Source organism: Variovorax sp. F042, assembly GCF_057814215.1.
Map to the genome: position 1 here is coordinate 882,202 of NZ_JBVASX010000002.1, position 25,212 is coordinate 907,413.

The 25,212-nt window shown below is 66.9% G+C and carries 22 protein-coding genes; 11 read left to right on the forward strand and 11 right to left on the reverse strand.

What is annotated here, in order from left to right:
• Window positions 1–4 precede the first annotated feature (4 nt).
• Entirely contained in the window at window positions 5–1,453 is a 1,449-nt protein-coding gene (locus ACZYSP_RS12575; RefSeq protein ID WP_093076028.1) for an N-acyl-D-amino-acid deacylase family protein, read from the forward strand.
• A 22-nt stretch (window positions 1,454–1,475) separates the two neighbouring features.
• Here ACZYSP_RS12575 and ACZYSP_RS12580 read toward each other — a convergent pair whose 3' ends face one another.
• The 4 genes from ACZYSP_RS12580 to ACZYSP_RS12595 form a co-directional block, all read right to left on the reverse strand.
• The gene (locus ACZYSP_RS12580) at window positions 1,476–2,009 is read right to left on the reverse strand and encodes a DUF2147 domain-containing protein (protein WP_256216712.1); all 534 of its coding nucleotides are present in this window, start codon (window positions 2,007–2,009) and stop codon (window positions 1,476–1,478) included.
• A gap of 99 nt (window positions 2,010–2,108) precedes the next feature.
• Entirely contained in the window at window positions 2,109–2,663 is a 555-nt protein-coding gene (locus tag ACZYSP_RS12585; RefSeq protein ID WP_371258800.1) for a GNAT family N-acetyltransferase, read from the reverse strand.
• A 5-nt stretch (window positions 2,664–2,668) separates the two neighbouring features.
• Complete coding sequence (locus tag ACZYSP_RS12590) at window positions 2,669–3,265, reverse strand: helix-turn-helix domain-containing protein (RefSeq protein WP_093076031.1); 597 nt, start codon at window positions 3,263–3,265, stop codon at window positions 2,669–2,671.
• Window positions 3,266–3,322: 57 nt separating this feature from the next.
• Window positions 3,323–4,411 (reverse strand): hypothetical protein, encoded by a 1,089-nt coding sequence (locus tag ACZYSP_RS12595; RefSeq protein ID WP_489014431.1) that lies wholly within the window; start codon window positions 4,409–4,411, stop codon window positions 3,323–3,325.
• Window positions 4,412–4,568: 157 nt separating this feature from the next.
• Here ACZYSP_RS12595 and putA point away from each other — a divergent pair, with 157 nt between their 5' ends.
• On the forward strand, window positions 4,569–8,306 hold the full coding sequence (gene putA / locus ACZYSP_RS12600) for a trifunctional transcriptional regulator/proline dehydrogenase/L-glutamate gamma-semialdehyde dehydrogenase (protein WP_489014433.1): 3,738 nt from the start codon (window positions 4,569–4,571) through the stop codon (window positions 8,304–8,306).
• A gap of 6 nt (window positions 8,307–8,312) precedes the next feature.
• On the opposite strand, the gene ACZYSP_RS12605 is transcribed toward putA, so the two are convergent.
• The 4 genes from ACZYSP_RS12605 to ACZYSP_RS12620 all read right to left on the reverse strand — a co-directional run bounded on the left by ACZYSP_RS12605 (window position 8,313) and on the right by ACZYSP_RS12620 (window position 12,044).
• Window positions 8,313–8,705, reverse strand: coding sequence for a carboxymuconolactone decarboxylase family protein (locus ACZYSP_RS12605; protein ID WP_093076036.1), 393 nt, complete (start codon window positions 8,703–8,705; stop codon window positions 8,313–8,315).
• Window positions 8,706–8,772: 67 nt separating this feature from the next.
• Entirely contained in the window at window positions 8,773–9,201 is a 429-nt protein-coding gene (locus ACZYSP_RS12610; RefSeq protein WP_093076038.1) for a hypothetical protein, read from the reverse strand.
• Between the two features lie 131 nt (window positions 9,202–9,332).
• The gene (gene katG, locus ACZYSP_RS12615) at window positions 9,333–11,534 is read right to left on the reverse strand and encodes a catalase/peroxidase HPI (RefSeq protein WP_093076040.1); all 2,202 of its coding nucleotides are present in this window, start codon (window positions 11,532–11,534) and stop codon (window positions 9,333–9,335) included.
• A 123-nt stretch (window positions 11,535–11,657) separates the two neighbouring features.
• Window positions 11,658–12,044, reverse strand: coding sequence for a DUF2169 domain-containing protein (locus tag ACZYSP_RS12620; protein WP_093076042.1), 387 nt, complete (start codon window positions 12,042–12,044; stop codon window positions 11,658–11,660).
• 754 nt (window positions 12,045–12,798) lie between these two features.
• On the opposite strand from ACZYSP_RS12620, the gene pabB reads away from it, so the two are divergent.
• The 3 genes from pabB to ACZYSP_RS12635 all read left to right on the forward strand — a co-directional run bounded on the left by pabB (window position 12,799) and on the right by ACZYSP_RS12635 (window position 16,581).
• Entirely contained in the window at window positions 12,799–14,982 is a 2,184-nt protein-coding gene (gene pabB, locus ACZYSP_RS12625) for an aminodeoxychorismate synthase component I (RefSeq protein WP_489014437.1), read from the forward strand.
• Window positions 14,975–15,838, forward strand: coding sequence for a DMT family transporter (locus ACZYSP_RS12630; RefSeq protein ID WP_256328765.1), 864 nt, complete (start codon window positions 14,975–14,977; stop codon window positions 15,836–15,838). The genes pabB and ACZYSP_RS12630 overlap by 8 nt, the downstream gene beginning before the upstream one ends.
• A gap of 146 nt (window positions 15,839–15,984) precedes the next feature.
• A complete protein-coding gene (locus tag ACZYSP_RS12635; protein ID WP_307613883.1) occupies window positions 15,985–16,581 on the forward strand; it encodes an acyl-homoserine-lactone synthase in 597 nt (198 codons plus the stop codon).
• A 42-nt stretch (window positions 16,582–16,623) separates the two neighbouring features.
• On the opposite strand, the gene ACZYSP_RS12640 is transcribed toward ACZYSP_RS12635, so the two are convergent.
• Complete coding sequence (locus ACZYSP_RS12640; protein ID WP_489014440.1) at window positions 16,624–17,334, reverse strand: autoinducer binding domain-containing protein; 711 nt, start codon at window positions 17,332–17,334, stop codon at window positions 16,624–16,626.
• Window positions 17,335–17,659: 325 nt separating this feature from the next.
• Between ACZYSP_RS12640 and ACZYSP_RS12645 the strand changes: the two genes are divergently transcribed.
• Complete coding sequence (locus ACZYSP_RS12645; protein ID WP_489014442.1) at window positions 17,660–18,637, forward strand: helix-turn-helix domain-containing protein; 978 nt, start codon at window positions 17,660–17,662, stop codon at window positions 18,635–18,637.
• A gap of 105 nt (window positions 18,638–18,742) precedes the next feature.
• Here ACZYSP_RS12645 and ACZYSP_RS12650 read toward each other — a convergent pair whose 3' ends face one another.
• Together ACZYSP_RS12650 and ACZYSP_RS12655 are read right to left on the reverse strand one after the other, a co-directional pair.
• Entirely contained in the window at window positions 18,743–19,642 is a 900-nt protein-coding gene (locus tag ACZYSP_RS12650; protein WP_489014444.1) for a ParB/RepB/Spo0J family partition protein, read from the reverse strand.
• Window positions 19,639–20,427 (reverse strand): ParA family protein, encoded by a 789-nt coding sequence (locus tag ACZYSP_RS12655; protein ID WP_489014446.1) that lies wholly within the window; start codon window positions 20,425–20,427, stop codon window positions 19,639–19,641. Before ACZYSP_RS12655 ends, ACZYSP_RS12650 begins: the two co-directional genes overlap by 4 nt.
• Before the next feature lie 235 nt (window positions 20,428–20,662).
• Here ACZYSP_RS12655 and ACZYSP_RS12660 point away from each other — a divergent pair, with 235 nt between their 5' ends.
• Genes ACZYSP_RS12660 through virB5 form a run of 5 tightly spaced genes read left to right on the forward strand, consistent with a single transcriptional unit; the run spans window position 20,663 to window position 25,202 of the window.
• Window positions 20,663–21,229, forward strand: coding sequence for a hypothetical protein (locus ACZYSP_RS12660; protein ID WP_489014448.1), 567 nt, complete (start codon window positions 20,663–20,665; stop codon window positions 21,227–21,229).
• Window positions 21,226–21,558, forward strand: a complete 333-nt coding sequence (locus ACZYSP_RS12665) for a TrbC/VirB2 family protein (protein ID WP_489014450.1) — start codon at window positions 21,226–21,228, stop codon at window positions 21,556–21,558. Before ACZYSP_RS12660 ends, ACZYSP_RS12665 begins: the two co-directional genes overlap by 4 nt.
• 13 nt (window positions 21,559–21,571) lie before the next feature.
• On the forward strand, window positions 21,572–21,940 hold the full coding sequence (locus ACZYSP_RS12670; RefSeq protein WP_489014452.1) for a VirB3 family type IV secretion system protein: 369 nt from the start codon (window positions 21,572–21,574) through the stop codon (window positions 21,938–21,940).
• A gap of 12 nt (window positions 21,941–21,952) precedes the next feature.
• The gene (locus ACZYSP_RS12675; RefSeq protein WP_489014454.1) at window positions 21,953–24,478 is read left to right on the forward strand and encodes a VirB4 family type IV secretion/conjugal transfer ATPase; all 2,526 of its coding nucleotides are present in this window, start codon (window positions 21,953–21,955) and stop codon (window positions 24,476–24,478) included.
• Window positions 24,471–25,202 (forward strand): P-type DNA transfer protein VirB5, encoded by a 732-nt coding sequence (gene virB5 / locus ACZYSP_RS12680; RefSeq protein WP_489014456.1) that lies wholly within the window; start codon window positions 24,471–24,473, stop codon window positions 25,200–25,202. Before ACZYSP_RS12675 ends, virB5 begins: the two co-directional genes overlap by 8 nt.
• Window positions 25,203–25,212 lie beyond the last annotated feature (10 nt).

Consider the following 25,212-nt stretch of genomic DNA (forward strand, 5'->3'; position numbering starts at 1 on the left):
GCACATGGCCGACTTCGACCTCGTGGTGCGCCACGGCACACTGATCGACGGCACCGGCAGCGCACGGCACCAGGCCGATGTCGGCATCCGCGGTGCGCGCGTGGCTGCCGTCGGCGAGCTGTCGGCGCTGCGTGGCACGGTCGAGATCGACGCCACCGACCGCATCGTGGCGCCGGGCTTCATCGACTCGCACACGCACGACGACCGCTACCTCCTGCTCGAGCCGGACATGCCGGCGAAGCTGAGCCAGGGCGTGACGACGGTCGTCACCGGCAACTGCGGCATCAGCCTCGCGCCCTGGGGCGCTCCGGCCGGCGCCACCGTGCCGCCACCGCTGAACCTGCTGGGCCACGACCCCGCCTTATTCGGCGACGCCACCTTCGCGGCCTACCTCGCGCGCCTGGAAGCTGCGCCCGCCGCGGTGAACGCGGCCTGCCTGGTGGGCCACACCACCTTGCGCGCGGCGACGATGGAGCGCCTAGACCGGGCCGCCACGCCGGAAGAAATCGCACGCATGCGGGCGCTGCTCGCCGAGGCCATGGCCAGCGGCGCCATCGGGCTGTCCACCGGCGCGGCCTATCCCACGGCCATGCCGGCCACGACCGAAGAGATGGCGCAAGTCGCCGAAGTGATCGGCCCCTACGGAGGCGTGTACGCGAGCCACATCCGCGACGAGGGCGACCATGTCTTCGCCGCGCTGGACGAAGCCTTCGCGATCGGCCGCGCGGCGCAGGCACCGGTGGTGGTGTCGCACCACAAGCTCATCGGCCCGCGCAACCATGGCCGTTCGGTGCAAACCCTGGCCCACGTGCGCGAGGCCATGGCGCAGCAGCCGATCGCGCTCGACTGCTATCCCTACTGCGCGGGCTCCACCATCCTGCGCAAGGACCGCATTGCGGTGTCGAGCCGGATCATTGTCACGCAGTCACAGCCACACCCCGAGTTCGCGGGCATGGACCTCGACGCGATCGCGCAGCGCCTCGGTGTGTCGATGGAAGATGCGGTCGATTTGCTGCAGCCGGCCGGCGCCATCTACTTCCTGATGGACGAGGCCGACGTGCGGCGCGTGCTCGCCTTTCCTCAAACAATGATCGGCTCCGATGGCATGCCGCACGACGCGTCACCGCATCCTCGCCTGTGGGGCACTTTTCCGCGCGTGCTGGGCCACTACTGCCGCGACGTCGGTTTGTTCTCGCTCGAACAGGCGGTACACAAGATGACGGGGCTGACGGCCCGGCATTTCCGCCTGCCCGGCCGCGGCGTGCTGTGCGAAGGCGCCTTTGCCGACATCACCGTGTTCGATGCCGACATGATTGCCGACCGCGCAACCTGGGAGGCCCCCACGCTGCGCGCGGAGGGCATCGATGCCGTCATCGTCAACGGGCGGCCTGCGTGGCGCGATGGCGAATCGCTGGGCGTGCGCAGCGGGCGCGTGGTGCGCCTGACCGACTGACCGACCGGCCGCGCATGGCAACTCAGTTGTCCGACGCGGCACGCACCCAGCGTTGTGTCTTGCCGAACAGCGGCAGCCCGACGTACGCACGCAGCAGCAGCTCGCCCGCCGGATTGCCGGTGGTGCTGACCGACATGTTGCAGCTGTAGGTCTTGCCGTTCTCGCGGTTGTATATCTGCCCGGCCCATTCGGTGGGTGGCCGGGACGGATCGGTCGCATCGACTGGCGTGAAGTCTTTCAGCAGCGTCATGCCGAGGGCCGGTCGGCTGTCGGCGGGTTGCATGTCGCCGCCGCCGGGCGCCATCGATCGATTGCCGAGGACCTTGGTGACGGTGCCGCACAGCGCGGTGCCGCACGGTGCGAGCTCCACTTCGAGGTTGCCGTTCGCGGTGATCCAGCGGCCGCGTGGATCGGTTGCCGCGGAAGACGACTGTGCCTGCGCGGCGAAGGCTGCGGTCAGCATCAGGACGGCGGCCAGCGCGCGGCCTGATGGACGATGGAACGAGTGCATGGTCATGGCGGGCTTCGTGTCGAGTGGATGAAGCACCCATTGCATCGCAGCACCTGCCTTCGCAGTGTGTCGGGGCAGGCACTGAATGGTCGCGCTCCGTATCTGGCCGCGTGCCAGACAAGGTGCGATACAAATCTGTCCGGCTCAGCCTGCCGCCGGTACCTGTGCGCGGGCCTGCAGCGCGCGATAGAAGAAGGTGGTGCTGCACGGTTCGCCCTCCGGCAGCAATGCGAATCCGGGGATCACGCCCACGCGCTGCCAGCCCATGCGGGCATAGAGCCGCTCGGCTTCGGCGCTCGACGTGTCGAGCACCAGCAAGGTCTTGCCGTGCGCATGCGCCTGGTCCTCGGCGGCCTGCATCAGCAGCGCGCCGATGCCCCGGCGCCGCGCCCTGCGGTACACCAGCATCTTCGAGACCTCTGCGCGGTGAGGCTGGTTCTCGGGCTGGTCGAGCACGATCTGCACTGTTCCGAGGAGGCCCTCGGCGTCTTCAGCCACGAGCAATGCACGTTCGCCGCGCGCCACGCCGTCGGCCACCTTCCGCCAGAACGCGAGGGCGCGCTCGCGGGCCAGCGGGAGCATGAAGCTGACAGACGCGCCGCCCTCGACGCAATCGATCAACAGGTCGGCCAGCGCCTGGACCTGGGCATCGCTCACAGTAGAAAGGACATGGATGCGGGGCGCTTCGAAATTCGTCATGTTGTTCATCTCCACGAAGAGGGCACGGTCGCGATCACGACGGCGTAGCGGGTGGTAGTGCGCGAGGGGTTGTAGTAGCTCATGGGGCGGTCGAGCACCATCGCCAGGCAATCGCCGGTGGCGAGCCGATGCTGGTCGTCGCCCAGCGTGAGTTCGATGACGCCGTCGAGCACCCACACCTGCTGGTGGATGACCGGCTCGCGCGCCGCGGTTTCATAAGCCACGCGGGCCTTGGGCGGAAACAGCACCTCGACGATCTGGATGGGCGATGCAAAGCTGCCCGGCGAGACGTTCCTCCGCACATAGCCGGAGTGCGGGTCGCGCCACTGCAGCTGGCTGGCCAGGCGCGACACCGGATCGGCGGCGGGCGCGGGCACCTCGAACAGCGAGGCCAGCGACACGCCGAGACCCGTCGCGAGCTTTTCGAGCAGCACGGCGGTGGGGCTGCTTTCGCCTCGCTCTATCAGCGAGATCATGGAACGGCTGACGCCGCAGTGCGTGGCCAGCGCATCGAGCGAGAGGCCGCGTTGCGCACGCAGGTCGCGCACGCGCTGCGCGATGCGGTCGTTCAGGCCGGACGGTGTTTCTTCTATTTCCTTCATATTGGATTAAATATCCACCATAAAGGAAAATGCGTCAAGCCTCCCGGCGAACCGCCCTCAGCGCGGAGGGCCGATCAACGCGGCACGCGCCGCTTCTGACGGAAAGACGCACGCCACGTCGTGCGCGCAGCCCGGCACCACCACGACCTCGCGGCGCTTGGCCGGCGCGAGCAGCGTGCGGTCGTACTGCGCGTAGGCAAGGCCGCGCTGCAGGCGGAACGGGCCTTGAGCGGCGGCCGCACAGGACTTGTCGAGCACGCGGTAGGCCGTGCCCCGCGCATCGTTGCTGTCCAGTTCGCCTTCGAGGTAGCTGATGTCGGCTTCCGCATACTGCCGGCGCGCCTGCGCGGCACTGCGCCCGAGGTGCGCTGGCAGGTCGTCGGTGCCGTACTTCCAGCGGTTCATCTCAGGGCACGCCGCGGCATCGGGCACCGCGAAGCCCGAGACTGACGCACCGTCGGACGACAGCTGCGGGCGCACCGGATCGAAATAGAGCCACGTGCTCGGATCGGCGACCACGTAGCGCATGGCCACCTTGCCCGCCGTGCCGCCGTTCTGCGCGAAGGCGGCATAGCGCTGCGCGAACTGCCCGCCGGCCGAGAAGCCGGCGATGGTGACGGTGCGCAGGCTCGGCCAGCGCTGCACCAGTTCGGCCACGAGCGCGTCCATGACCGCGAACGAGCCGATGCGGCTGCCCGACGCCGAGCGGCCGCCTTCGAGCCATGAGCCGCAGGTCCACAGCAGGTCGCCGGGCTGCGGCGCGGGCAGGCCCGGCGAGTTGCACCGGCTGGCAGCCTTGTCGGCAGGCACCTGGAAGAGCGGCGCGACCACCAGCGTGTCGTCCAGCGCACCGGCGTTGCGGACGGTGCGCAGCGTTGCCTCGAATGTCTTGTTGGCGTCGCGCGAATGGCCATGCATGGCGATGAGCGCCTTCGTCGGCCCGGTGGTTGCCGTCGGAGCATCCGGAGCGAGCGACGAGTAGTAGTGCAGCACGCCTCCGGCACCGGCCGGCGTGAAGCTGCGCAAGCAGTCCGTGGCCGCCGAAGACGTGCAGGCGGAGGGGTCGGCTGCCGCCGCGTGCGCCGGCCAGGATGCCGGCAGGCATACGGCCATCAGAAAAGGAAGGGACCATCTGTAGCTGTGCATGTTCGCGAGACTCCAGGGACGGAACGCGGATTCTCTGCCCGCCACAAGCTGTGAACCTGACTGACCTAGCGATTTGCTCTACCAAAGCGCCTCTCTTCGAACACAAATTCGCCACAAGGACGCGGATCATCCAACATATCACCAGCACGAGCCACTCATGAGCACCACCAGCGCCGACCCCCTGCCCTCTTCCTTCGCGGCGTTTGCCGATGGCTTGTCCGAGCCCTCCTCAGCGCTGCGCGAGCAGATCACCGCAGCCTGGCGCCGCGCCGAACCGCAGGCGCTGCCGCCGCTCCTCGCACAGGCGCGCCTGCCAAGCGGCCAGGCCGAGGAAGCCCAGGAACTCGCCTACCGCATCGCCCAGCAGTTGCGCGAGCGCAAGAACGCAGGCGGCCGTGCCGGCCTCGTGCAGGGCCTGCTGCAGGAATACGCGCTGTCGTCGCAGGAAGGCGTGGCGCTGATGTGCCTGGCCGAGGCGCTGCTGCGCATCCCCGACGCCGAGACGCGCAACGCGCTGATCCGCGACAAGATCGCGCACGGCCAATGGCAGTCGCATGCGGGCCGTAGCCCGTCGGTGTTCGTCAACGCCGCGACCTGGGGCCTGCTGCTGACGGGCAAGCTCGTGGCCACGCACAGCGAAACCAGCCTGTCGGCCGTGCTCACGCGCCTGATCGGCAAGGGCGGCGAGCCGCTGATCCGCAAGGGCGTGGACATGGCGATGCGGATGATGGGCGAGCAGTTCGTCACCGGCGAAACCATCGCGCAAGCGCTGGGCAACGCGCGCGAACTGGAGGCCGGGGGCTTTCGCTATTCGTACGACATGCTCGGCGAGGCTGCGCTCACCATGGAAGACGCGAAGCGCTACCGCGTCGCGTACGAAGAGGCGATCCACGCGATCGGCAAGGCATCGAACCATCGCGGCGTGTACGAGGGGCCGGGCATCTCGATCAAGCTGTCGGCGCTGCATCCGCGCTACAGCCGCGCGCAGCATTCACGCGTGATGGCCGAGCTGTACCCGGTGCTGCGCGAGCTTGCGCTGCTGGCGCAGCAGTACGACATCGGCCTGAACATCGACGCAGAGGAAGCCGACCGGCTCGAACTCTCGCTCGACCTGCTGGAGCGCCTTTGCTTCGAGCCGGCGCTCGCGGGCTGGAACGGCATCGGCTTCGTGATCCAGGCTTATCAAAAGCGCTGCCCGTTCGTGATCGACTTCGTGATCGATCTCGCCCGCCGCAGCCGGCACCGGCTGATGGTGCGGCTGGTGAAAGGCGCGTACTGGGATAGCGAAATCAAGCGCGCGCAGATCGACGGACTCGACGGCTACCCGGTCTACACGCGCAAGGCCTACACCGACGTGTCGTACCTCGCCTGCGCACGCAAGCTGCTCGATGCGCCGGAGGCCGTGTACCCGCAGTTCGCCACGCACAACGCGCACACGCTGGCCGCCATCTACACGGCGGCCGACCCGTCGCGCTACAAGCCGGGGCAGTACGAATTCCAGTGCCTGCACGGCATGGGCGAGCCGCTGTACGAGCAGGTGGTCGGCCCGCTCGGTCGGCCTTGCCGCATCTATGCGCCGGTGGGCACGCACGAGACGCTGCTGGCCTATCTTGTGCGCCGCCTGCTGGAGAACGGCGCGAACACTTCGTTCGTGAACCGCATCGCGGACCCGACGATCTCGCTCGATGCGCTGGTGGAAGACCCGGTCGCCACGGTGGAACGCATGGCGCAGCAGGAGGGCACGATGGGCCTGCCGCATCCGGCCATTGCGCTGCCCGCGGCGCTGTATGGAACGCAGCGTGCCAACTCGCAGGGGCTCGACCTGGCGAACGACGACAGCCTGCGCGCGCTGGGCCATGTGCTCGCCGGCAGCGCCGGTGAAAGCTGGCATGCAGCGCCGATGCTCGCCGAAGCAGCGCCAGCTGGCGAAGCGGTCAGCGTGCTGAACCCCGCCGACCACCGCGACATCGTCGGACGGGTGCAGGAAGCCACGCTGGCCGATGTCGAATCGGCCATTGCCCATGCCCATGACATCGCCCCGGCATGGGCCGCCACGCCGCCTGCCGAGCGCGCCGCCCTGCTCGACCGCGCCGCCGGCAAGCTCGAAGAAGGCATGCCCCGCCTGCTCGGCCTGCTGACGCGCGAGGCCGGAAAGACCTATGCCAACGCCATCGCCGAAGTGCGCGAGGCGGTCGACTTCCTGCGCTACTACGCGGCGCAGGCACGCAGCGATTTCTCGAACGACACGCACCGCGCGCTCGGCCCGATGGTGTGCATCAGCCCGTGGAACTTTCCGCTGGCGATCTTCACCGGCCAGGTGGCGGCCGCGCTTGCGGCGGGCAACCCCGTGCTGGCCAAGCCCGCCGAACAGACGCCGCTGGTGGCGGCCGAAGCTGTGCGCGCGCTGTGGGAAGCCGGCGTGCCGCATGCCGCTGTGCAACTGCTGCCGGGTCGCGGCGAAACCGTCGGCGCCGCGCTGGTGGCCGACGCGCGCGTGCAGGGCGTGATGTTCACCGGCTCGACCGAGGTTGCGCGCATCCTGCAGAAGACGCTCTCGCAGCGGCTCGGCGCGCATGGCGCGCCGGTGCCGCTCATCGCGGAAACCGGCGGACAGAACGCGATGATCGTCGACTCGTCCGCGCTCGTGGAACAGGTCGTCACCGACGTGATGGCCTCTGCCTTCGACAGCGCCGGCCAGCGCTGCTCGGCGCTGCGCGTGCTGTGCGTGCAGGAGGAAGCAGCCGACCGGCTGCTGGAGATGCTCAAGGGCGCGATGGCCGAAGCCTGCATCGGCAACCCCGCGCGGCTGGCCGTGGACGTGGGCCCGGTGATCGACGCCGAAGCGCGCGACGGCATCGAGCGCCACATCGCGACCATGCGCTCGAAGGGCCGCAAGGTCTATCGCCAGGGCCGCGAGTACGCACACGACACGCGCAACGGCACCTACGTGATGCCGACGCTGATCGAGCTCGACAGCATCGCGGAGCTGCAGCGCGAAGTGTTCGGACCGGTGCTGCATGTCGTGCGCTACCGCCGCCGCGACCTGGGCGCGCTGATCGGGCAGATCAACGGCACGGGCTACGGGCTGACGCTGGGCGTGCACACACGCATCGACGAAACCATCGCGCAGATCGTGGAGCACGCCAAGGCGGGCAATGTCTATGTGAACCGCAACATCGTCGGCGCGGTGGTGGGCGTGCAGCCGTTCGGCGGCGAGGGGCTGTCGGGCACGGGGCCGAAGGCTGGTGGTCCGCTGTACATGCTGCGCATGCTGTCGGCGCGGCCGGACGATGCAATGGAGCGCGCGGTGGGAGGTGGTGCTGTTGCCTCACGGGCCGGGCTGTCAGCACTGTCACGTTGGGCCGAAGCCACCGACCGCCCCGCGCTGGCGGCGCAATGCGCGCGCTTCGCCGAACAGTCGCGCTCAGGCAGTTCGCGTACGCTGGCCGGCCCGACCGGCGAGCGCAACGTCTACACGCTGGAGCCGCGCGAGGCGGTGCTGTGCCTGGTTGACTCGGGAGCGGATACGGAAGCCGACCGGCTGGTGCAGCTGGCCGCAGTGCTGTCGGTGGGCAGCACCGCGATCTGGCCCGCCAATGCCGCCGCGCAAAGCCTTCGCGCATCGCTGCCGGCCGAGGTGCAGCAGTGCGTGGCCATCGCGAATGACTGGGCTTCCGACACGGTGATGTTCGACGCCGCACTGCACCACGGCAGCATGCAGAGCCTGTCGGGCGTGATGCAGCGCATCGCAGCGCGGCCGGGCCCGATCGTCGGCGTGCGCGCCTTTGCGCCCGGCGATGCGGACATTCCGCTCGAAAGCCTGGTGGTGGAGCGTGCGCTCAGCATCAACACGGCGGCCGCCGGCGGCAACGCGAGCCTGATGACGATCGGCTGATCGGTTTTACTTGTCGAACGCCGGATCGATCGGCACGCGGTAGCCATTGACGAGCCGGTTGGTCTCGTTGGCCATGCCGACCACGCTCATCAGCTCGGCGAACATCGCGGGCGTCATGCCGGCCTTCTCGGCGCCGGCGTGATGGCTCGCGATGCAGTAGCCGCAGTTGTTGGTGACGCTCACGGCAAGGTAGACCATCTCCTTCACCACCGGGTCGAGCGCGCCCGGTGCCATCACTTCCTTCAGGCTCCCCCAGGTGCGCCTGAGCGCCACGGGGTCGTTGGCCAGGTACTTCCAGAAGTTGTTGACGTCGGGCACGTTGCGCGAGGTCTTGATGTCGTCGAAGACAGCCCTGACTTCGTCGGAGGCATTGGCGTATTCGATGGGCTGGGGTTTCATGGAAGCTCCTGGTGTTGAAGGCCGATAGCCGTTACCGACAACAGTAGCAGCCTCCACACCGCGCCCGTCAGTAGGTCTCCAGAAACCTTGCGTGCTCCTGATGCATGTGCGAGCGCGCGAGCAGCCACTTTCTCAGCGCGGCCTGCGTATCGGGCGACAGGTCTTTGGAGCACTGATCGAACGCTTCGCCCAGGAGCTTGAACTCGACGTCGAGATGGCGGCGCGACGGCGATGCGTCCAGCATCTGGTTCTTCGCGAAGGCGAGAAGTCCGGCCTGGCCGAATGCTTCCATCTCCTTGACGAGACGCCATCGCTCCTGCATCAGGCGACGGAATATGGCAGAGCGCCGGCGCACGCCGAAACGGCGAAGTATGGGATTGGTGTCGTCGGTTTGCACCGTCGCCAGGATGATGTCGAGCTGCTCGAGCAGATGCATCCACTGCTCGGGCTGGAAGAATTCCATCGACTCCGCAGGCGCCTTCTTCACGACTAGCATGGTTGTCTCCTGCCGTCATTTTTTTGGATGCGCCCCGGCCTGGTTCGGGATCATCCGAAACCAGGCCGGGGCTGCACTGCTGTCACTCACTCGGCGGCGACCGGAACCGGTCGCCTTCAATCACCGCCCGATCACTTCTTGAGGTCGAAGCGATCGAGGTTCATCACCTTGGTCCAGGCGGCCACGAAGTCCCGTACGAAGGCCTTCTGCGAGTCGCTGGCCCCATAGACTTCCGCGAGCGCGCGCAACTGCGAGTTGGAGCCGAACACGAGGTCGACGACGGTGCCCGTCCACTTGAGTTCGCCCGTCTTCCGGTCGCGGCCTTCCAGCACGCCTTCAGCCGTCGTTGACTTCTTCCACCCGGTGTTCATGTCGAGCAGGTTCACGAAGAAATCATTGCTGAGAGTCTCCGGACGCTTGGTGAACACACCGTTTTGCGACTGCCCGACGTTCGCGTTCAGGGCGCGCAGGCCACCGACCAGGACCGTCAGCTCGGGCGCGCTCAGGGTCAGCAGCTGCGCCTTGTCGAGCAGCAGGCCGGCGGCGGTGGCCGAGTCGATACCCTTCTTCAGATAGTTGCGGAACCCGTCGGCCTGCGGCTCCAGGGGTGCGAAGGATTCGACGTCGGTCTGCTCCTGCGAAGCGTCCCCGCGGCCCGGCGAGAAAGGCACCGTCACGTCCTGTCCGGCCTTCTTCGCCGCGGCCTCGACCGCTGCGTTGCCGGCCAGCACGATCAGGTCGGCGAGCGAGATCTTCTTGCCGCCGGACTGCGCGCCGTTGAATTCCTTCTGGATGCCTTCGAGCGTCGAAAGCACCTTCGCCAGTTGGGCCGGCTGGTTGACTTCCCAGTCTTTCTGCGGGGCGAGGCGGATGCGCGCACCGTTGGCACCGCCGCGCTTGTCGCTGCCGCGGAAGGTCGAAGCCGAAGCCCATGCGGCGCCCACGAGCTGCGCAATGCCCAAGCCAGAGGCGAGCACCTTGGCCTTCAGGGCCGCGACGTCCTTGTCATCGACCAGCGGGTGGTTCACGGCGGGAATCGGGTCCTGCCAGATCAGCTCTTCCTTCGGCACCAGCGCGCCGAGGTAGCGTGCGCGCGGCCCCATGTCGCGGTGCGTCAGCTTGAACCAGGCGCGGGCGAACGCATCGGCGAACTCCGCCGGATTCGCCATGTAGCGGCGCGAGATTTTTTCGTAGGCCGGGTCCATGCGCATGGCCATGTCGGCCGTGGTCATCATCGGGGCATGACGTTTGCCCGAATCGTGCGCGTCTGGCACGGTGCCCGCACCCGTGCTGCCCTTGGGCTTCCACTGGTTGGCGCCCGCCGGGCTCTTGGTGAGTTCCCATTCGTAGCCGAACAGCGTCTCGAAGTAGCTGTTGTCCCATTTCGTGGGCGTGGGGGTCCAGGCGCCTTCGATACCGCTGGTGGTGGCATGCACACCCAGGCCGCTTTCGAAGCCATTCTTCCATCCCAGGCCCAGTTCCTCGATGTCGGCTCCCTCGGGTTCGGCGCCGACCAGGCCCGGGTCGCCCGCGCCGTGGGCCTTGCCGAAGGTGTGGCCGCCGGCGGTGAGTGCCACGGTTTCCTCGTCGTTCATGGCCATGCGGGCGAAGGTCTCGCGGATGTCGCGGGCCGAGCCGAGCGGATCGGGGTTGCCGTTCGGTCCTTCGGGGTTCACGTAGATCAGGCCCATCTGCACGGCGGCGAGCGGGCCGGCCAGCACGCGGTCTCCGCTGTAGCGCTCATCGGCCAGCCACTTGCCTTCGGGGCCCCAGAAGATGTCGTCTTCCGGCTCCCAGATGTCGGGGCGGCCGCCGGCGAAGCCGAATGTCTTGAAGCCCATGGACTCCAGCGCGACGTTGCCGGTCAGGATCATCAGGTCGGCCCACGAAAGCTTGCGGCCGTATTTCTGCTTGATCGGCCACAGCAGCCGGCGCGCCTTGTCGAGGTTGCCGTTGTCCGGCCAGCTGTTCAGGGGCGCGAAGCGCTGAGCGCCGTGGCCACCGCCGCCGCGGCCGTCCGCAATGCGGTACGTGCCGGCGGAGTGCCAGGCCATGCGGATGAAGAGAGGTCCGTAGTGGCCGTAGTCGGCGGGCCACCAGTCCTGCGAATCGGTCATCAGGGCATGGAGGTCCTTGATCACGGCATCAAGGTCGAGGGTCTTGAATTCCTCGGCGTAGTCGAACGCTTCGCCCATGGGATCGGACTCGGCGGAATGCTGGTGCAGGAGCTTCAGGTTCAGCTGGCTGGGCCACCAGTCTGTATTCGCAGGAGCGCCGGCAAAGCTGTGTGTACGCTGGTGGCCCGGGAAGGGGCACTTTGTTTCATCGGACAAGGGGTTCTCCTTTGGTTGGTGATCGCACGTGGGGTCCGAGACCAGTCTAGGTTTGGATCTTCCGTCAATCAACCCAATTGAGTGAATTGAATTCATAGCGGCGAACTATGGTTTCTGCTTCACTCAACCCTTGGCTGGCGCTCCCGGCAACCGGTCATGGTTGACGTGCTGGCGCCCTGCTTCCAGGAGTCTCGAAGGGTTCTCGACCTGCAGTTCCATCAGATGAATGCCTGACCGCTTGGGCACCCAGCATCGCCACGTCAGATAGACCGTCGCCAGATCGGAGTTCAGATCCACATGGACGCCGTCGAGCATCATTTCCTGAGGGGCGCTGCCTCCATCTTTCCAGTGCGCCATGGCGGACAGCTGCACGCCAGGCAGCCAGACCTGAATGTGGGTGTGGTCCGGATGCATGTGAAGAAGCTGCAGCTCTTCGTCGCCGTTCAGGTGCTCCCGAATCGGATGGCCGGCCTGATGGCGCGCGGCGTCTCGCTTCCAAAAACTCCTCATCGCTGCATCAGACCTGTGCTGGCCCGGAACCCAGCTTGGCTGCGCGTCCCGAAGCGGGCATGGAAGGACCGTCTCTGCTCCCCCTCCACACGCGCCGGCAAGCAGTGACAGAAGCAATCCCAGCACAAGTCCATGGGACGTGTGTTCGAGGAGCCGGAGTGGACTCGCGTGAAGGCGGCTCGTTCCGCCTGCGACGCACCTTCTCGCTCAGGCAACGGCCCATGGAACATCATCGGCGCAGTGGCTCGAGGTCGCGGGAAGAGCGCGCCCTGCGCCGGCGTGTTTCATCTCGTTCGAGCAGGCATCGCTCGGCATGACCTCGATTGACACCGCCGTGCGGTACGCAGATCGATCCGCAACTTTTCTGCTCACGACGGCCGCAGTCATCACCCGCGCATTGTCGAAGCGCCCGCGTATCGGCTGCGGCCTTGTCGATCGAACCCGTCTTGGCCGCAGGCTGACGGCGAGCGTCGGCGCAGACGGCAGTATCGGGTTCGCGCACCGGCCATGAGACGAGAAGCGTCGGGCAGCGAGACCGCATGGGAGACGTTCCTGCCCACCGCGATCGGGGTTCAGGGCAGAGGATGAGTGGCCCCTCATCAACCAGGGACCTGCAGCGCCCCTTCGGCAAGCAGCCCACGCCGAGCAACTAGCACATTGCGCAGTTGCGACGTCGGCAGGGATCTTCAACGATGCACAGCTCCGCCTACCGCCTACCGCCTACCGCCTACCGCCTACCGCCAAGGAGCATCCCATGCGCACGCTGCTGATCGACAACTACGACTCGTTCACTTACAACCTCTACCAGTACCTGGCGGCCTGCAACGGCGAACCACCGATCGTGCTGCGCAACAACGAGATGCACTGGGACGAGGTTGAGCGCATGCACTTCGACAACATCGTGATCTCGCCGGGGCCCGGGCGTCCGCAGCGACGCGCCGACCTCGGCATCTCGGCCGATGCGCTGCAGCGTTCCCGCAAACCCGTGCTCGGCGTCTGCCTCGGCCACCAGGCCATCGCCCACCACTGCGGCGCCCGGGTCGATCTGGCGGTGCGGCCGATGCACGGGCGTCTCGATCGTGTGTCGCACGCGCAGCGCGATCTCTTCGCCGGCATTCCAGACCGCTTCGAGGCGGTCCGCTACCACTCCCTCGCGGTCACGCAGCTTCCCTCATCCCTGGAGCCGCTCGCCTGGACATCCGACGGCACATTGATGGGCTTGCGCCACGTCTCGCTGCCCTGGTGGGGGGTGCAGTTCCATCCGGAGTCGATCTGCACCGAATTCGGCGCGCGGCTACTGCGCAACTTCAGGGACTTGACGCTGGAATGGCTCGCGCAGGCGCCGCGACGCGAGGCACGGGATCGCTTCGGACCCGCATTGCACCTTGAAGGCCCGCAGGCGTTGTCGCTGCATGCCGAGTGCATCGACACCGCGGCCGATGCCGAGGCCGTGTTCATGAGCTCGTTTGCGCATAGCGATTGCGCTTTCTGGCTAGACAGCAGTCTCGCCGAAGCCGGGCGGGCGCGCTTCTCCTTCATGGGCGATGCGAGCGGTCCGCGCACCCAAGTACTGAACTACCGTACCGCACCGCGCGAACTGATGGTGCGCCGGGGCAACGTCGTCCAGGTGCGAGATGAGAGCATCTTCGACTACCTGCGCGACCACCTCCCTGGCCAGTCGCCAGCGGGCCCGAAACTTCCCTTTGACTTCGCCTGTGGCTTCGTAGGCTACTTCGGCTACGAGCTCAAGCGCGAGCTCGACGGTGCACGCGCCCACGACGCGGACACCCCGGACGCGATGTGGATCCTCGCCGATCGCTTTCTTGCCTTCGACCATCTCGAGCAGCAGGTCTGGATCGTCTGCCTCGATGAGGAGGCACCATGCAATGAGAATCGCCGCTGGATGCAGGCCATGCGCGAGCGACTGGAAGAAGCACAGGTGGCGAGGCCGGAGGACGGCGCAAACGCAGCCCGCGAGCTGCATTCATTGGCCTGGCAGGTGGACTTGGCGACCTACCGGGAGCTCATCCTGCGCTGCCAGTACGAGCTCCTGCAGGGCGAGACCTACGAGGTCTGCCTCACGAACCAGCTGATCGGTGAAGGACGCATCCGACCGCTGGAGGTCTATCGGGTCCTGCGCAAGCACAATCCGGCACCTTATGCGGCCTACCTGCGCATCGGCGGCTATGCCGTGCTGTGCGCCTCGCCTGAACTCTTCCTGCGCATCTCCGGCGACCGGGAGGTGGAATCGAAGCCCATCAAGGGGACCGCCGCACGCGGCGCGACACCGGCCGAAGACGACGCGATCGCAGACGCCATGGTCGCCGACGAGAAGACCCGCGCGGAGAACCTGATGATTGTCGACTTGCTGCGCAACGACCTTAACCGCGTGTGCGAGATCGACAGCGTTCACGTGCCGAGCCTGTTCGCCGTCGAGACCTATGCCACCGTGCACCAATTGGTCAGCACCATCCGCGGGAAGCTGCGAGCGGACCTGGGGACTATCGACTGTGTGCGCGCTGCGTTCCCCGGCGGCTCCATGACCGGCGCCCCCAAGGTGCGCACGATGAAGATCCTGGACGAATTCGAGGGGGCCGCCCGCGGCATCTATTCGGGCAGCATCGGCTATCTGTCGCTCAACGGCGCGGCCCAGCTCAACATCGTGATCCGCACGCTGGTATCGGCCAACGGCCGGATCTCCATCGGTGCTGGCGGTGCCATCGTCGCCATGTCCGATCCCGATGCCGAAGTCGAGGAGATCGTGCTGAAGGCACAGGCGCTGTGGGATGTTCTCAGGCGCTGCGGTGCGCCGCTCGGCACGCGGCCAGGCACGGGCGTGGATGCAAGTGTCGCTGGCGCTTCGGTGCTCCCGGAGCCGCCATCCGACCCTATGGCTCCGCACACCACCCCGACGCCGCCATCGTCCGCCAATGGCTAGCGCACAGGCCAATCGCCGGGGGATCCTGCTCATGCTGGTGGCCATGGGCTGCTACGTCTTCAACGATGTCTTCGTGAAGCTGGCCGCGCAGAGCTTGCCGCCCGGGCAGGTTCTTGCCGTGCGCGGTGCGTTCGCAACCATCTTCGTCCTGGCCATCGCGCGAGGCACGCGCGGTAGCTGGCGAATGGCACTGCGCCCGCTCGTGGGGGTGCGCTGCGGACTCGAGGTCACGACGGCCCTCGCCTCCGTGGTCGCCCTGTCGCTGGCGCCGCTTGCGACTGTAAGCACGCTCATGATGACCGCGCCACTGATGATCGCCGCCACGGCGATGGCGCTGCGGTGGGAGCCCTGGCGTGGTGGGCGTCTGTTGGCTGCTGCCGCGGGATTTGGTGGTGTCCTGCTGGTCATCCAGCCGGCCGCTCGGCCGGATGTCCCCGCAGTCGGTCTTGCCTGTGCGCTGTTGTGCGCCGCCTCGTTGGCTGCGCGCGACCTGGTGACACGGCGCATCCCCGCCACGATCCCCTCGTCGACCATTGCGATCGCGACCACGCTCGCTGTGTGCCTTGCGGGCCTGCTGCTGGGTCTCGTGGAACGCTGGACGACGCTCACGCGGTATGAGCTCGGCATGCTCGCGGCGGCGGCGGGTTGCGCGGCGCTGGGCAACTTCGCGCTCATCGTCGCCTGCCGCGGCGTCGATCTCTCGGTCGTCACACCTTTTCGCTACAGCCTGATCGTCTGGGCCCTGCTGCTGGGGTTTTTCGTCTGGGCCGACGTGCCTCGGCCCCAGGCCGCCGTCGGCGTGCTGCTGATCGTCGCGGCCGGTGCCTTCACCGTCTGGACCGCGCGGCGGCCATAGGTAAAAAGACCGAACTTTCCATCCGCCATGGTTCGCAGGCGCTCGATGGAGCGCTCGTCGCGACGTTCGCCGCCCTATCAACTTTGACAGTGTCCCCGCTCCTGTCATCACGCTGTAATGCGGACCTCATTCAACGAGGTGACCTCATGAAGATCATTGCGGGAACCATCGACTCTTTCTCGGCGGACGTTCTGTTCGACATGGCGCGCTACCGGCACGAGGTTTTCGTCGAGAAGCTGGGCTGGAAGCTCGATACGCGCGGTCGGCTGGAGCTGGACGAATTTGACCGGAAGGACACCATCTATCTGATCGCGCGCAACACGGAAGGGGAGATTGTCGGCACGAGCCGCCTCTTGCCCACGCACCGGCCCTATCTGCTCGCCAGTGTTTTTCCTCAACTGCTCGGCGACACGCCCGCGCCGTGCTCGCCTGACGTCTGGGAACTGTCGCGATTTACCGCTGACGACTGGATGCGGCTCGGCGCGGGCGAGAGTCCACATGGCTGGTCGCTCGCGCTGGACATGCTGAGCGTCGCAATGCGGACCGTTGCCAAGCAGGGAGGACGGCGGCTCATCAGCGCCTCGCCAATGGGCATCGAGCGCATCCTGCGTCGCACGGGCCTGTCCGTGCACCGCGCGGCGCCGCCGGTGCTGATCGAGGGCCAGCATCTCTTTGCCTGTTTCATCGACGTGGACACGAGCTGGTGTCCGCGCCAAGACCGGCACGCCGACGCGGCCGGTTGAATCCCCTGCAGCCGGGCTGGCGCGCCCTCTGCGGCCCTCCACTCAGTTCAGGAGCCCCAGCCGTGAAGCGAATGCTGCGGCCGAGCTCTTGGTGGGCGCGCCCAATCTGGCCATTGCGTTTTGCAAATGAAATTCAACCGTGGGTTTCGAGATGCAAAGGATGGATGCGATCTCGTCGCTTGTCTTGCCATCGCCCGTCCAGCACAGCACCTCCACCTGCCGTCTCGTGAGCGATTCGAGCCGCTCCAGCGGGCTGCCTCCCAGGAGGCCGCAGAACGCGCGGTGGGCGGTATGCACCAGCCACTGCAGCCACGGGTCCTTGGCGAGCATCTCCGCGGCCGTCAGCGGTTCGCTCGACCTCGCAAGCGTCAGCATGCCGATCCGCGCATCGGGCTCGAAGACCGATTGCGCCCAGCCGACGCGCAGGCCGAACGAGCGCGCCTCATCCCACATCTGTGGTGCCTCCCGAAAGACTTCGTTGCTCCAGATCATGGGCGTCCCGCTGTGCACGCCGTGTGCGACCGTGGGATCGACCTGGAGGTATCCGGCGTTGATGTAACGGTGGTTCCACCGCTCGTCGTATGTGCTGAACATCAAGGTCTTCTGCCGGGTGAAGGGCACGAGCGTGCGCAGCCCGTAGGCGCAGTGCTCGAAGCCAAGGTGCCTGGTTGCCACGCTGATCAGCGCGAGCACCTCAGAAGGCTCGTTTGCCTGGCTCAACCGACCGAGAACATCCTGGGTCCACTCGTTCATAGGTGCGCTTCCTGCGTCGTCGGCACCCCCACCTTTTTCGCGAGCACCATCGAGGATCCCGGTGTGGAGTCCGCCAAGCGAGAAGGCCAGCGGCTCCAGTCCTTGAACCGACCCGCACTGGACCGACCTGCTGTTTGCACCCGGTGGCCACTCAGCATGTGATGGAGGCAAAGGATGCGACAGTCTAGAAGCGCCCGGCCGAGCCCGGAGGCAAAATTCACCACCATTTCTGCCAATCTCGCGAGCCCCCCGCTTCGCGCACTGGCGCGGTGCGGCGCAGCGTCGTGAGATTCCTGATTGATCCTCCCTACGGTGGCTCCTCACGATGCACAAGGTCTGGCTCCTGCTGCTTCCCGGATTCCTTCTTCTTGACATCATCCGCGTGCTCGCGGTCTTCAAGGCCGCCAATGCCGCCTTGCGCAGGACGCGCGGCAAGCTCGTCGGCTACGACGTTCGATTGGCCTCGGCAACGGGCGGCCAAGCCCTGAGTTCAAGTGGCGTGGCACTCTCGACGCGTGCATTGCCGCACAGGCTCGTCGGTCGGGCGAGCACGCTCTTCATCAGTGGCGAGCCCGATCCGGACCCGGCTGGACCGGCGGGTGTGCGGCATTTGCGCGAATGGCTCTCCCGGAACCGGAGGCGATTGAGCCGCTGCGCCGTCCTGGGCGCCCGAGCTTTGCTGCCGCGTGCGCCAGACGTCCACGCCGTGCGGCGACAACGCCGCGCTGCGCCGCCGGCACCGCGCCGTGGGCAGCGTGCAGACCTGCCCGCGGCCTGCACCAAAGCGCATGGCTGGCGCGTCATCGAACCGGACCAGGGAGAAGACCTGGCGCTGTCGTGGATCGCGGAGGATCGAGGTGCCGCGTTCGCGGACATGCTCGCCGCGCGCCTTGCCGGATCACGCAGCCGTCGCTACGGCATGCCACGCCGTCGCCGGGTGCCGATCGAGCCACCCACGAGCGATGCGCGGATCGGCACGCTGCATCTGTGGATCGCGGCGCACCTGCAAGAGAACCTCAGCGTCGCCCGATTGGCGCAGAAGATCCACATGTCCACGCGCTCCTTCGCACGCTTCTACGAACGCGCGACGGGTCTGTCGCCCGGACGGAGCGTACAGCAGTTCCGCCTCGACGCCGCCTGCCGTTTGCTCGAAACGAGCCCACTTCCCCTCAAGACCATCGCCGGGCAATGCGGCTACGGGTCCCAGGAGGTGATGCGCAGAGCCTTCGTTCGCGACCTGCAGATGACGCCGCGCGAATACCGGCGGCGGCTCGCCACGATGAAAGGTGCGGGCGTGGCCTAGCAGGCCCATGTCTTACCCGGCGCAACAGCGACTGCCCATCGCCAGACCGCCCGCCGCGACGCGCGCACGTCAGGCGCAAGAACTCGTCAACCGACGGCCGCGTCCCTAATCTTCTGTGGCCCAGCACACCAGCCGCAAGTCCGCCAGCGGCAGCAAGGCACGCGTGTCGTCGCCGAAGCGGACCTCCCCGACGTCGCCGTCCTTCGCCTTGATGCGCAGCGATCCGCGCCGTCCACCATGCTCGACCACAAGCACCGTGCGGCCGGCGCTGATGACCTTGGCAAGCCCGCTCCCGGGCGCCGCTGGCGTCGAGCTGCGGAGGGACTGGGACGACGGCGGGCGATGTCTTGCCTGCGCACGTCCGATCGGCTCGCCCCGCGCCAGCAGTTCCTCAAGTTCGTGCGGGCGATCGCTGGCGATGGCCACCAACTTGTAGAGCAATCGCACGTCCCCTCCGACCCGCCCGTCCTCCACCGCCTGCCGCAATTGCGGCGGTGCGTCGCTGAGCCGCGCGGCCTCGGTGATGAAGGAACGCGGTTTGCCCAAGCGTCGCGCGATCTCGGCGCGCGAATGGCCTTCCTGTTCCCGGTCGGCGATGAAGGAAGCCAGATCGAATGGCGACATGTCCTCGCGGTGCAGGTTCTCCGCGGCCTGGGCGAACGGGTCGACCCGCTCGTCCACGAATGCCGGAACTGTGGCGAGCCCTGCCCGGCGCGCGGCGCGCACCCTGCGTTCGCCGCGGTTGACGATGTACCGGTCCGCATGTTCGGGATGGCATCGCAACGATACCGGCTCCAGCACGCCATGCTCTCGGATCGATGCGGCAAGTTCCTCGATGCGTTCGCTCCGGACGCGACGGCGTGGCTGGCGAGGGTCGAGGTCGATTCGATCGAGCGCCACCTGCATCGGCGTGCCCACGCCCGCAGGGGTCGCTTCGCCCGCGAGCAGATCAGCCGCCCTGAACTGCGACAGCACACTCAGGTCCAGCCCGTCGGGCGCATTCATGGCTGCTCGTCCGCAGGCACCGGCATGCTCGAGGCGTCGATGCGTTGCTGCAGCAACTCGAACACCCGCATCACCTCAAGGCTCGCCTCCCGGGCCGCGCTCTTGGGCAATCGCCATACCGGCACGCCCGCGGCCAGCGCCTCGGGAATGGCCAAGCGGGTCGAGATCCGTGCCGGTATCACGAACTCCCGGAAGTTCAAGGCCAGATCCTGCATCGCGGCCTTCTGCCGCGACGAATGCGGATTGAACCGGTTCAAAACGATGGCCGCCAGCCGCAGTTGCGGGTTGTAGCGCTGTCTGACGCCAAAGATGGTTCTGAGCATGTCGGCGACGCCATCGATGCTGTACTCCTCGAGCTCGATCGGGCAGGCCACAGCATGGCCAGCGATCAGCGCCGCGCTCATGCGCAAGCCCAGTGCTGGCGGCGTGTCGATCACGACTGCGTCGAATTCCTGCGCCAGGCGAATCACGTTCCTGCGAAATGGGGGAATCACGACTTCCGCCCTCGCGAGTTCGACGTCGGCCAGCTTCTTGCTGCGCGGTACCAGGGCAATGGTCTGCGCGCGGGCCGGGACGATCGCGCCGATGTCCCCTCCGAAAAGTTCCACCGCCTCGGCGATCGCCGAGGAACTGCGCAGCGATTTCGAGCTGTTCGCCTGCGCGTCGAGATCGATCAGACACACCGATTGGCGTCGCATCTCGGCCAGCCAGCATGCGTACAGCACCGCCAGGGTCGACTTGCCGACGCCACCTTTCTGGTTGCCGAAGATGACCACGTTGCCCATGCCTTGCTCCTCAGGCTTCGACGCGAACCATGCGGGTCCCCTACACCACATGGCACGCTGCGCGGCTGCCGCCGAAAACTGCGACAGGGCCATCCCGGCGCAGGCGGCCCTGCCTCGTTGGTCCGTGATGGATCGCCATGCCGCGTCGCTCACGAATATCGCCGCCCTCGCTTTGCGATGCAACTGTCACAAACAATAGTCGACACACGCATGCGCGGAGGCGGACATTGCGCCCATGCAAGCACTCGATGTTCAACACAGGCATGCGACCGACAAAGGCCGATACGCGCCCTGGCCTCCCGTGCTTGTTGTCGCTGGCTTGATGACGCACGCCTGCGCCCTGTGGGCACAGGCCGAGCCCGGCACATCCCAAGTCATCGGTCCACAGCAGCAGGCGGCGCGCGACCACGACCGCATCGCGATCCTTCGCGAAGAGCTCGGAAAGTCGCAAGCGCAATTGGAGGATCTCGCGCGCCGTAAGGCTCAGCGGCTCGCCGCGTCCGATATGCAGGCAGCGACCGAAGCCGAGGCGCAGCGTGTTCGCACGATCGGCGATATCGCGGCCATCCAGCGAGAGATCGCGTCCACCTCGCGTACCTCCGCCCAGACCGCGGCGGCCAAGCCCATGGCCGCTCAGGCCACCAAGGGCCCTGCCCCCGCCGGCAAGCGCGCGGCGCCGACGCCCTGGTGGGACGTCTACGACGGCCGTCGGCGCATTGACCCATCGGCTTCAGTTTCTCTCGCGCCCCCGTCTGGGCAAGTGCCCGCGGGATCTTCCTCGGCCACTGGAGTCTCGCCATGACCGCATGCTCGATCCACCACATCCGGCCCGCAGCGCGATTCGGCGTCCGAATCCGATGGATCGGATGCCTGCTGGTCGCCGTGCTCGCGGCCGCACCTGCCGACATCGTCTGGGCCGGAAGCCCGTTCGCGACGGGCGCCAACGCGACCCAGCAGCAACTCGTTGCCATCCTGACGCCGCTGGCGGCGGTCGCCGTGATGGTCTCCGGCGCCATGGCCTGGTTCGGCCGCCTGAGCTGGTGGTGGATGGTCGCCGTCGTGATCGGCACCGTGCTGGTCTTCGGCGGCCCCCAGATCGTCTCCTGGATCCGGGGCCTGTTCGGGGTGTGAGGGAGAGCGAACCGTGAGTCGCAACCAGGGCATCGCTGCGGATCCTCTGTTCGTCGGCATGACACGCCCGTCGATGGTCTGGGGCGTCACCTACTCGGCCATGATGTTCAACATCGTGGTCACGACCGAGTCGTTCATCGTGACCAAGAGCCTCGTGTGGCTGCTGGCCTTCGTGCCGATCCACGGGGTGCTCTACCTGGTCTGCCTGTACGAGCCGCGCTTCTTCGACCTGCTGCAGCTGTGGGGCCGCACCCGACTGCCCGCCATGCTCGGCGGCAACCTGCGGTTCTGGCGTGCGAATTCGTACAGCCCCCTGGCGCTGGACATGCCTGATTGGCGAGGGCGCCGCCGGATGCGGACTTGGCCCGTGGCGGTGGTCTGACACGGCATCGCCATGAAGCTGCTGTCACGCTCCGAGCACACGCTGCGCCGCGAAGCCGGCGCCGCAACCATGGTCCCACTGTCGTCGCATGTGGACGAGCATGTGGCCCGCACGCGCGCGGGCGACTATGTGCAGACGCTGCGCCTGGCCGGCACGAGCTTCGAAAGCGCGGACGACGATGACATCAACAGCTGGCACGAGCGCCTCAATGTCCTGCTGCGCAACATCGCCTCGCCCAACCTGGCCCTGTGGACCCACGTGATCCGGCGTCGCGAGACAGGCTATCCTGCCGGGCGGACGGTTCCCGCCGGGCGGACGGTTCCCGGGTTCGCCGATGAAATCGAGCAGCGGTACCGCCGCAAGATGGCCGGCGAGCGCCTGATGGTCAACGAGCTGTACCTGTCGGTCGTCTTCCGGCCGCAGCCGACCCGCATAGGCAACGCCGCATTGCGGCTGTTCAGGCGCACGGACCCAGAGGGTGCACAGGCGGAACTGCGCGACGCCCTCGATGCCTGCGGCAAGCTGCGCCAGGAACTGCTCGCGGCGCTGGAGCGCTACGACCCCGAAGCCCTGGGCATCTATCGCCTGCACGAAGAGGATGTGCTGTTCTCCTCCCTGATGGAATTCCACGGCCTGCTGGTCAACGGGGAATGGCAGCGCATGCCGCTGCCGCGCTCACCCCTCAACGAGGTTCTGGCCACCACCCGGCCCTTCTTCGGCAACGAAGCCATGGAATACCGCACGGGCACCCAGACGCGGATCGGCGCCTTCCTCGGCATCAAGGAGTACCCCACGCCCACGGCGCCGGGCATGTTCAGCGCGCTGCTGACCGCACCCTTCCCCTTCGTGCTCACGCAAAGCTTCACCTTCCTGGCCAAGGGCACGGCGACCGACATGATGAGCCGCCAGCATCACCGGATGGCGGCCGCCGGAGACTTGGCGGTCTCACAGGCCGAGGAACTCAAGGACGCGCTGGACGACCTGATGAGCAACCGCTTCGTGATGGGCGACCACCACTTCAGCCTGCACGTGCTGGCCGACACCTACGACGGCGTCGGCGAGGCCGAAGGCCGGCCCCGCCTGAAGCAGCTCAACGACAACGTGGCCCGCGCCCGCTACCTGCTGGGCGACACGGGAATGGTGGTGGCGCGCGAGGACCTCGCGCTGGAGGCGGCGTTCTGGGCTCAGTTGCCGGGAAACTTCGGCTACCGCAGCCGCAAGGCGCCCGTGACCAGCCGCAACTTCGCCGCGATGTCGCCCTTTCACAATTTCCCGACCGGCCGCGCCACGGGCAACTACTGGGGCGACGCGCTGGCCATGTTCATGACGCGTGCCGGCTCGCCCTACTACTTCTCGCTGCATGCGAGCGACCCGCGCAGCCCGGACGGCGGCAGCCGCCGTGACGTCGGACACATCACCGGCGTGGGTCCGGTCGGCACCGGCAAGACCACGCTGCTGGGGTTCTGCATGGTGGCGATCTGCAATCGCCTGGATGCCACGCAGGTCATCTTCGACAAGGACGAAGGGCTGCACATTCTGGTGCGGGCACTGGGCGGCCGGTACCTCCCGCTGAAGAACGGCGTGCCAACCGGCTGCAATCCGCTGCAGCTCGACGATGCGGTCACCGACAACGTCGAGTTCATGCGGCACTGGCTCAGGCGCCTGGTCATGCGCACGCCGACCGATAGCTTGAGCGTCCGTCAGGAGGACGACCTCGACCAAGCGTTGCATGGCACCCTGAAGCTCGAACGCTCGTTCAGGCGCCTGTCCCGTCTGGTTGCCTTCCTCGACATCACGGACCCCGAGGGGATGCACGCGCGCCTTCGCAGATGGTGCGCCTCGGAGCGCGGCGACTATGCCTGGGTCTTCGACAACGATCGCGACGACGTGGCTCCGCTGCTGGCCCGGCACGCCCTCGTCGGGTTCGACGTGACCGACTTCCTCGACAACGAGGTCGTGCGCGCGCCGCTGACCATGTACCTCTTTCATCTGGTCAACCGGATGGTGGATGGGCGCCCGCTGGTGTGCTGGATGGACGAATTCGCCAAGCTCCTGAGCGACCCGGCCTTCGCGAAGTTCGCCAGGAACGGCCTGGAAACCTGGCGCAAGAAGAACGCGAACATCGCGACGTTCACCCAGAGCACCAGCCATGTGCTCGATTCCGGCATCGCGCGCGCGATCGTCGAGCAGACGCCGACGAAGATCCTGTTTCCCAATCCGGAGGCGGACTACGACGAGTACACCCATGGCTTCAACCTGACGGACAGGGAGTTCGCGCTCATCAAGCAGGAACTCGAGCCTGGCTCTCGGCAGTTCCTCATCAAGCAGAACCATGTCAGCGTGATCGCGCAGCTCGATCTCCACGGCTTCGGTGACGCGCTGCACGTCATTTCCGGGCGCACGAGCAATGTCCGCCTCATGCGCGAGTGCATCGCGACCTTCGGACCGGATCCCGACCAATGGCTCGCGCCCTTCCGCAAGGCGCTGGCTGACCGCCCTCCCCGTTCGCTCTCACACCAGGAGAACTCCCATGCATAGGTTCCTTCTTGCCTTCCTCCTTGCGGCGGCTTCGCTGGCACCGCTGCACGCCAAAGCCGGCATCCCTGTGATCGACGTCACGGCCGTCGCCAACCTGATTCAGCAGGTCATGTACTGGCAGCAGCAGATCTCCGGGATGCAGAAGCAATACGATCAACTGAAGGAATCGAAGGACCAGCTGACCCAGACCCACAACGCGATGACGGGAAGTCGCGGCATGGAGCAGTTACTACCCACCTCGGAGCTCGCGCGCAACTACCTGCCGCCCAGCTATGGCGAACTGATGAACACGCTCAACGGCACTTCGGGCGGCTATGCGGGGCTGGCCGGCCAGGTGCAGTCGATCATGAAGGCCAACAGCATCCTCTCCGGAACGCAGATGGAGGCGCTCAGTCCCGAGTTGCGGCAGATCGTCGAGCAAGGGCGGCAATCGGCGGCGCTGCTCAACGGCATGACCCAGAGCGCATACCAGAACACCAGTCAGCGTTTCTCGGCGCTGCAACTGCTCATCAGTCGCATCGCTTCTGCACAGGACCCCAAGGCGATCCAGGACTTGCAGGCGAGGATCCAGGCCGAGCAGAACATGCTCACCAATGAGCAGACGAAGCTGCAGAGCCTCTATCAGATTGCAAGGGCCGAGGAAGCGGCCCAGCAGCAGCGCACTCGGGAGCAAGTCATCTCAGGCCATGGCGGATTCAACGCACGGTTCGTTCCCACCCCCTGAATCGAGATGT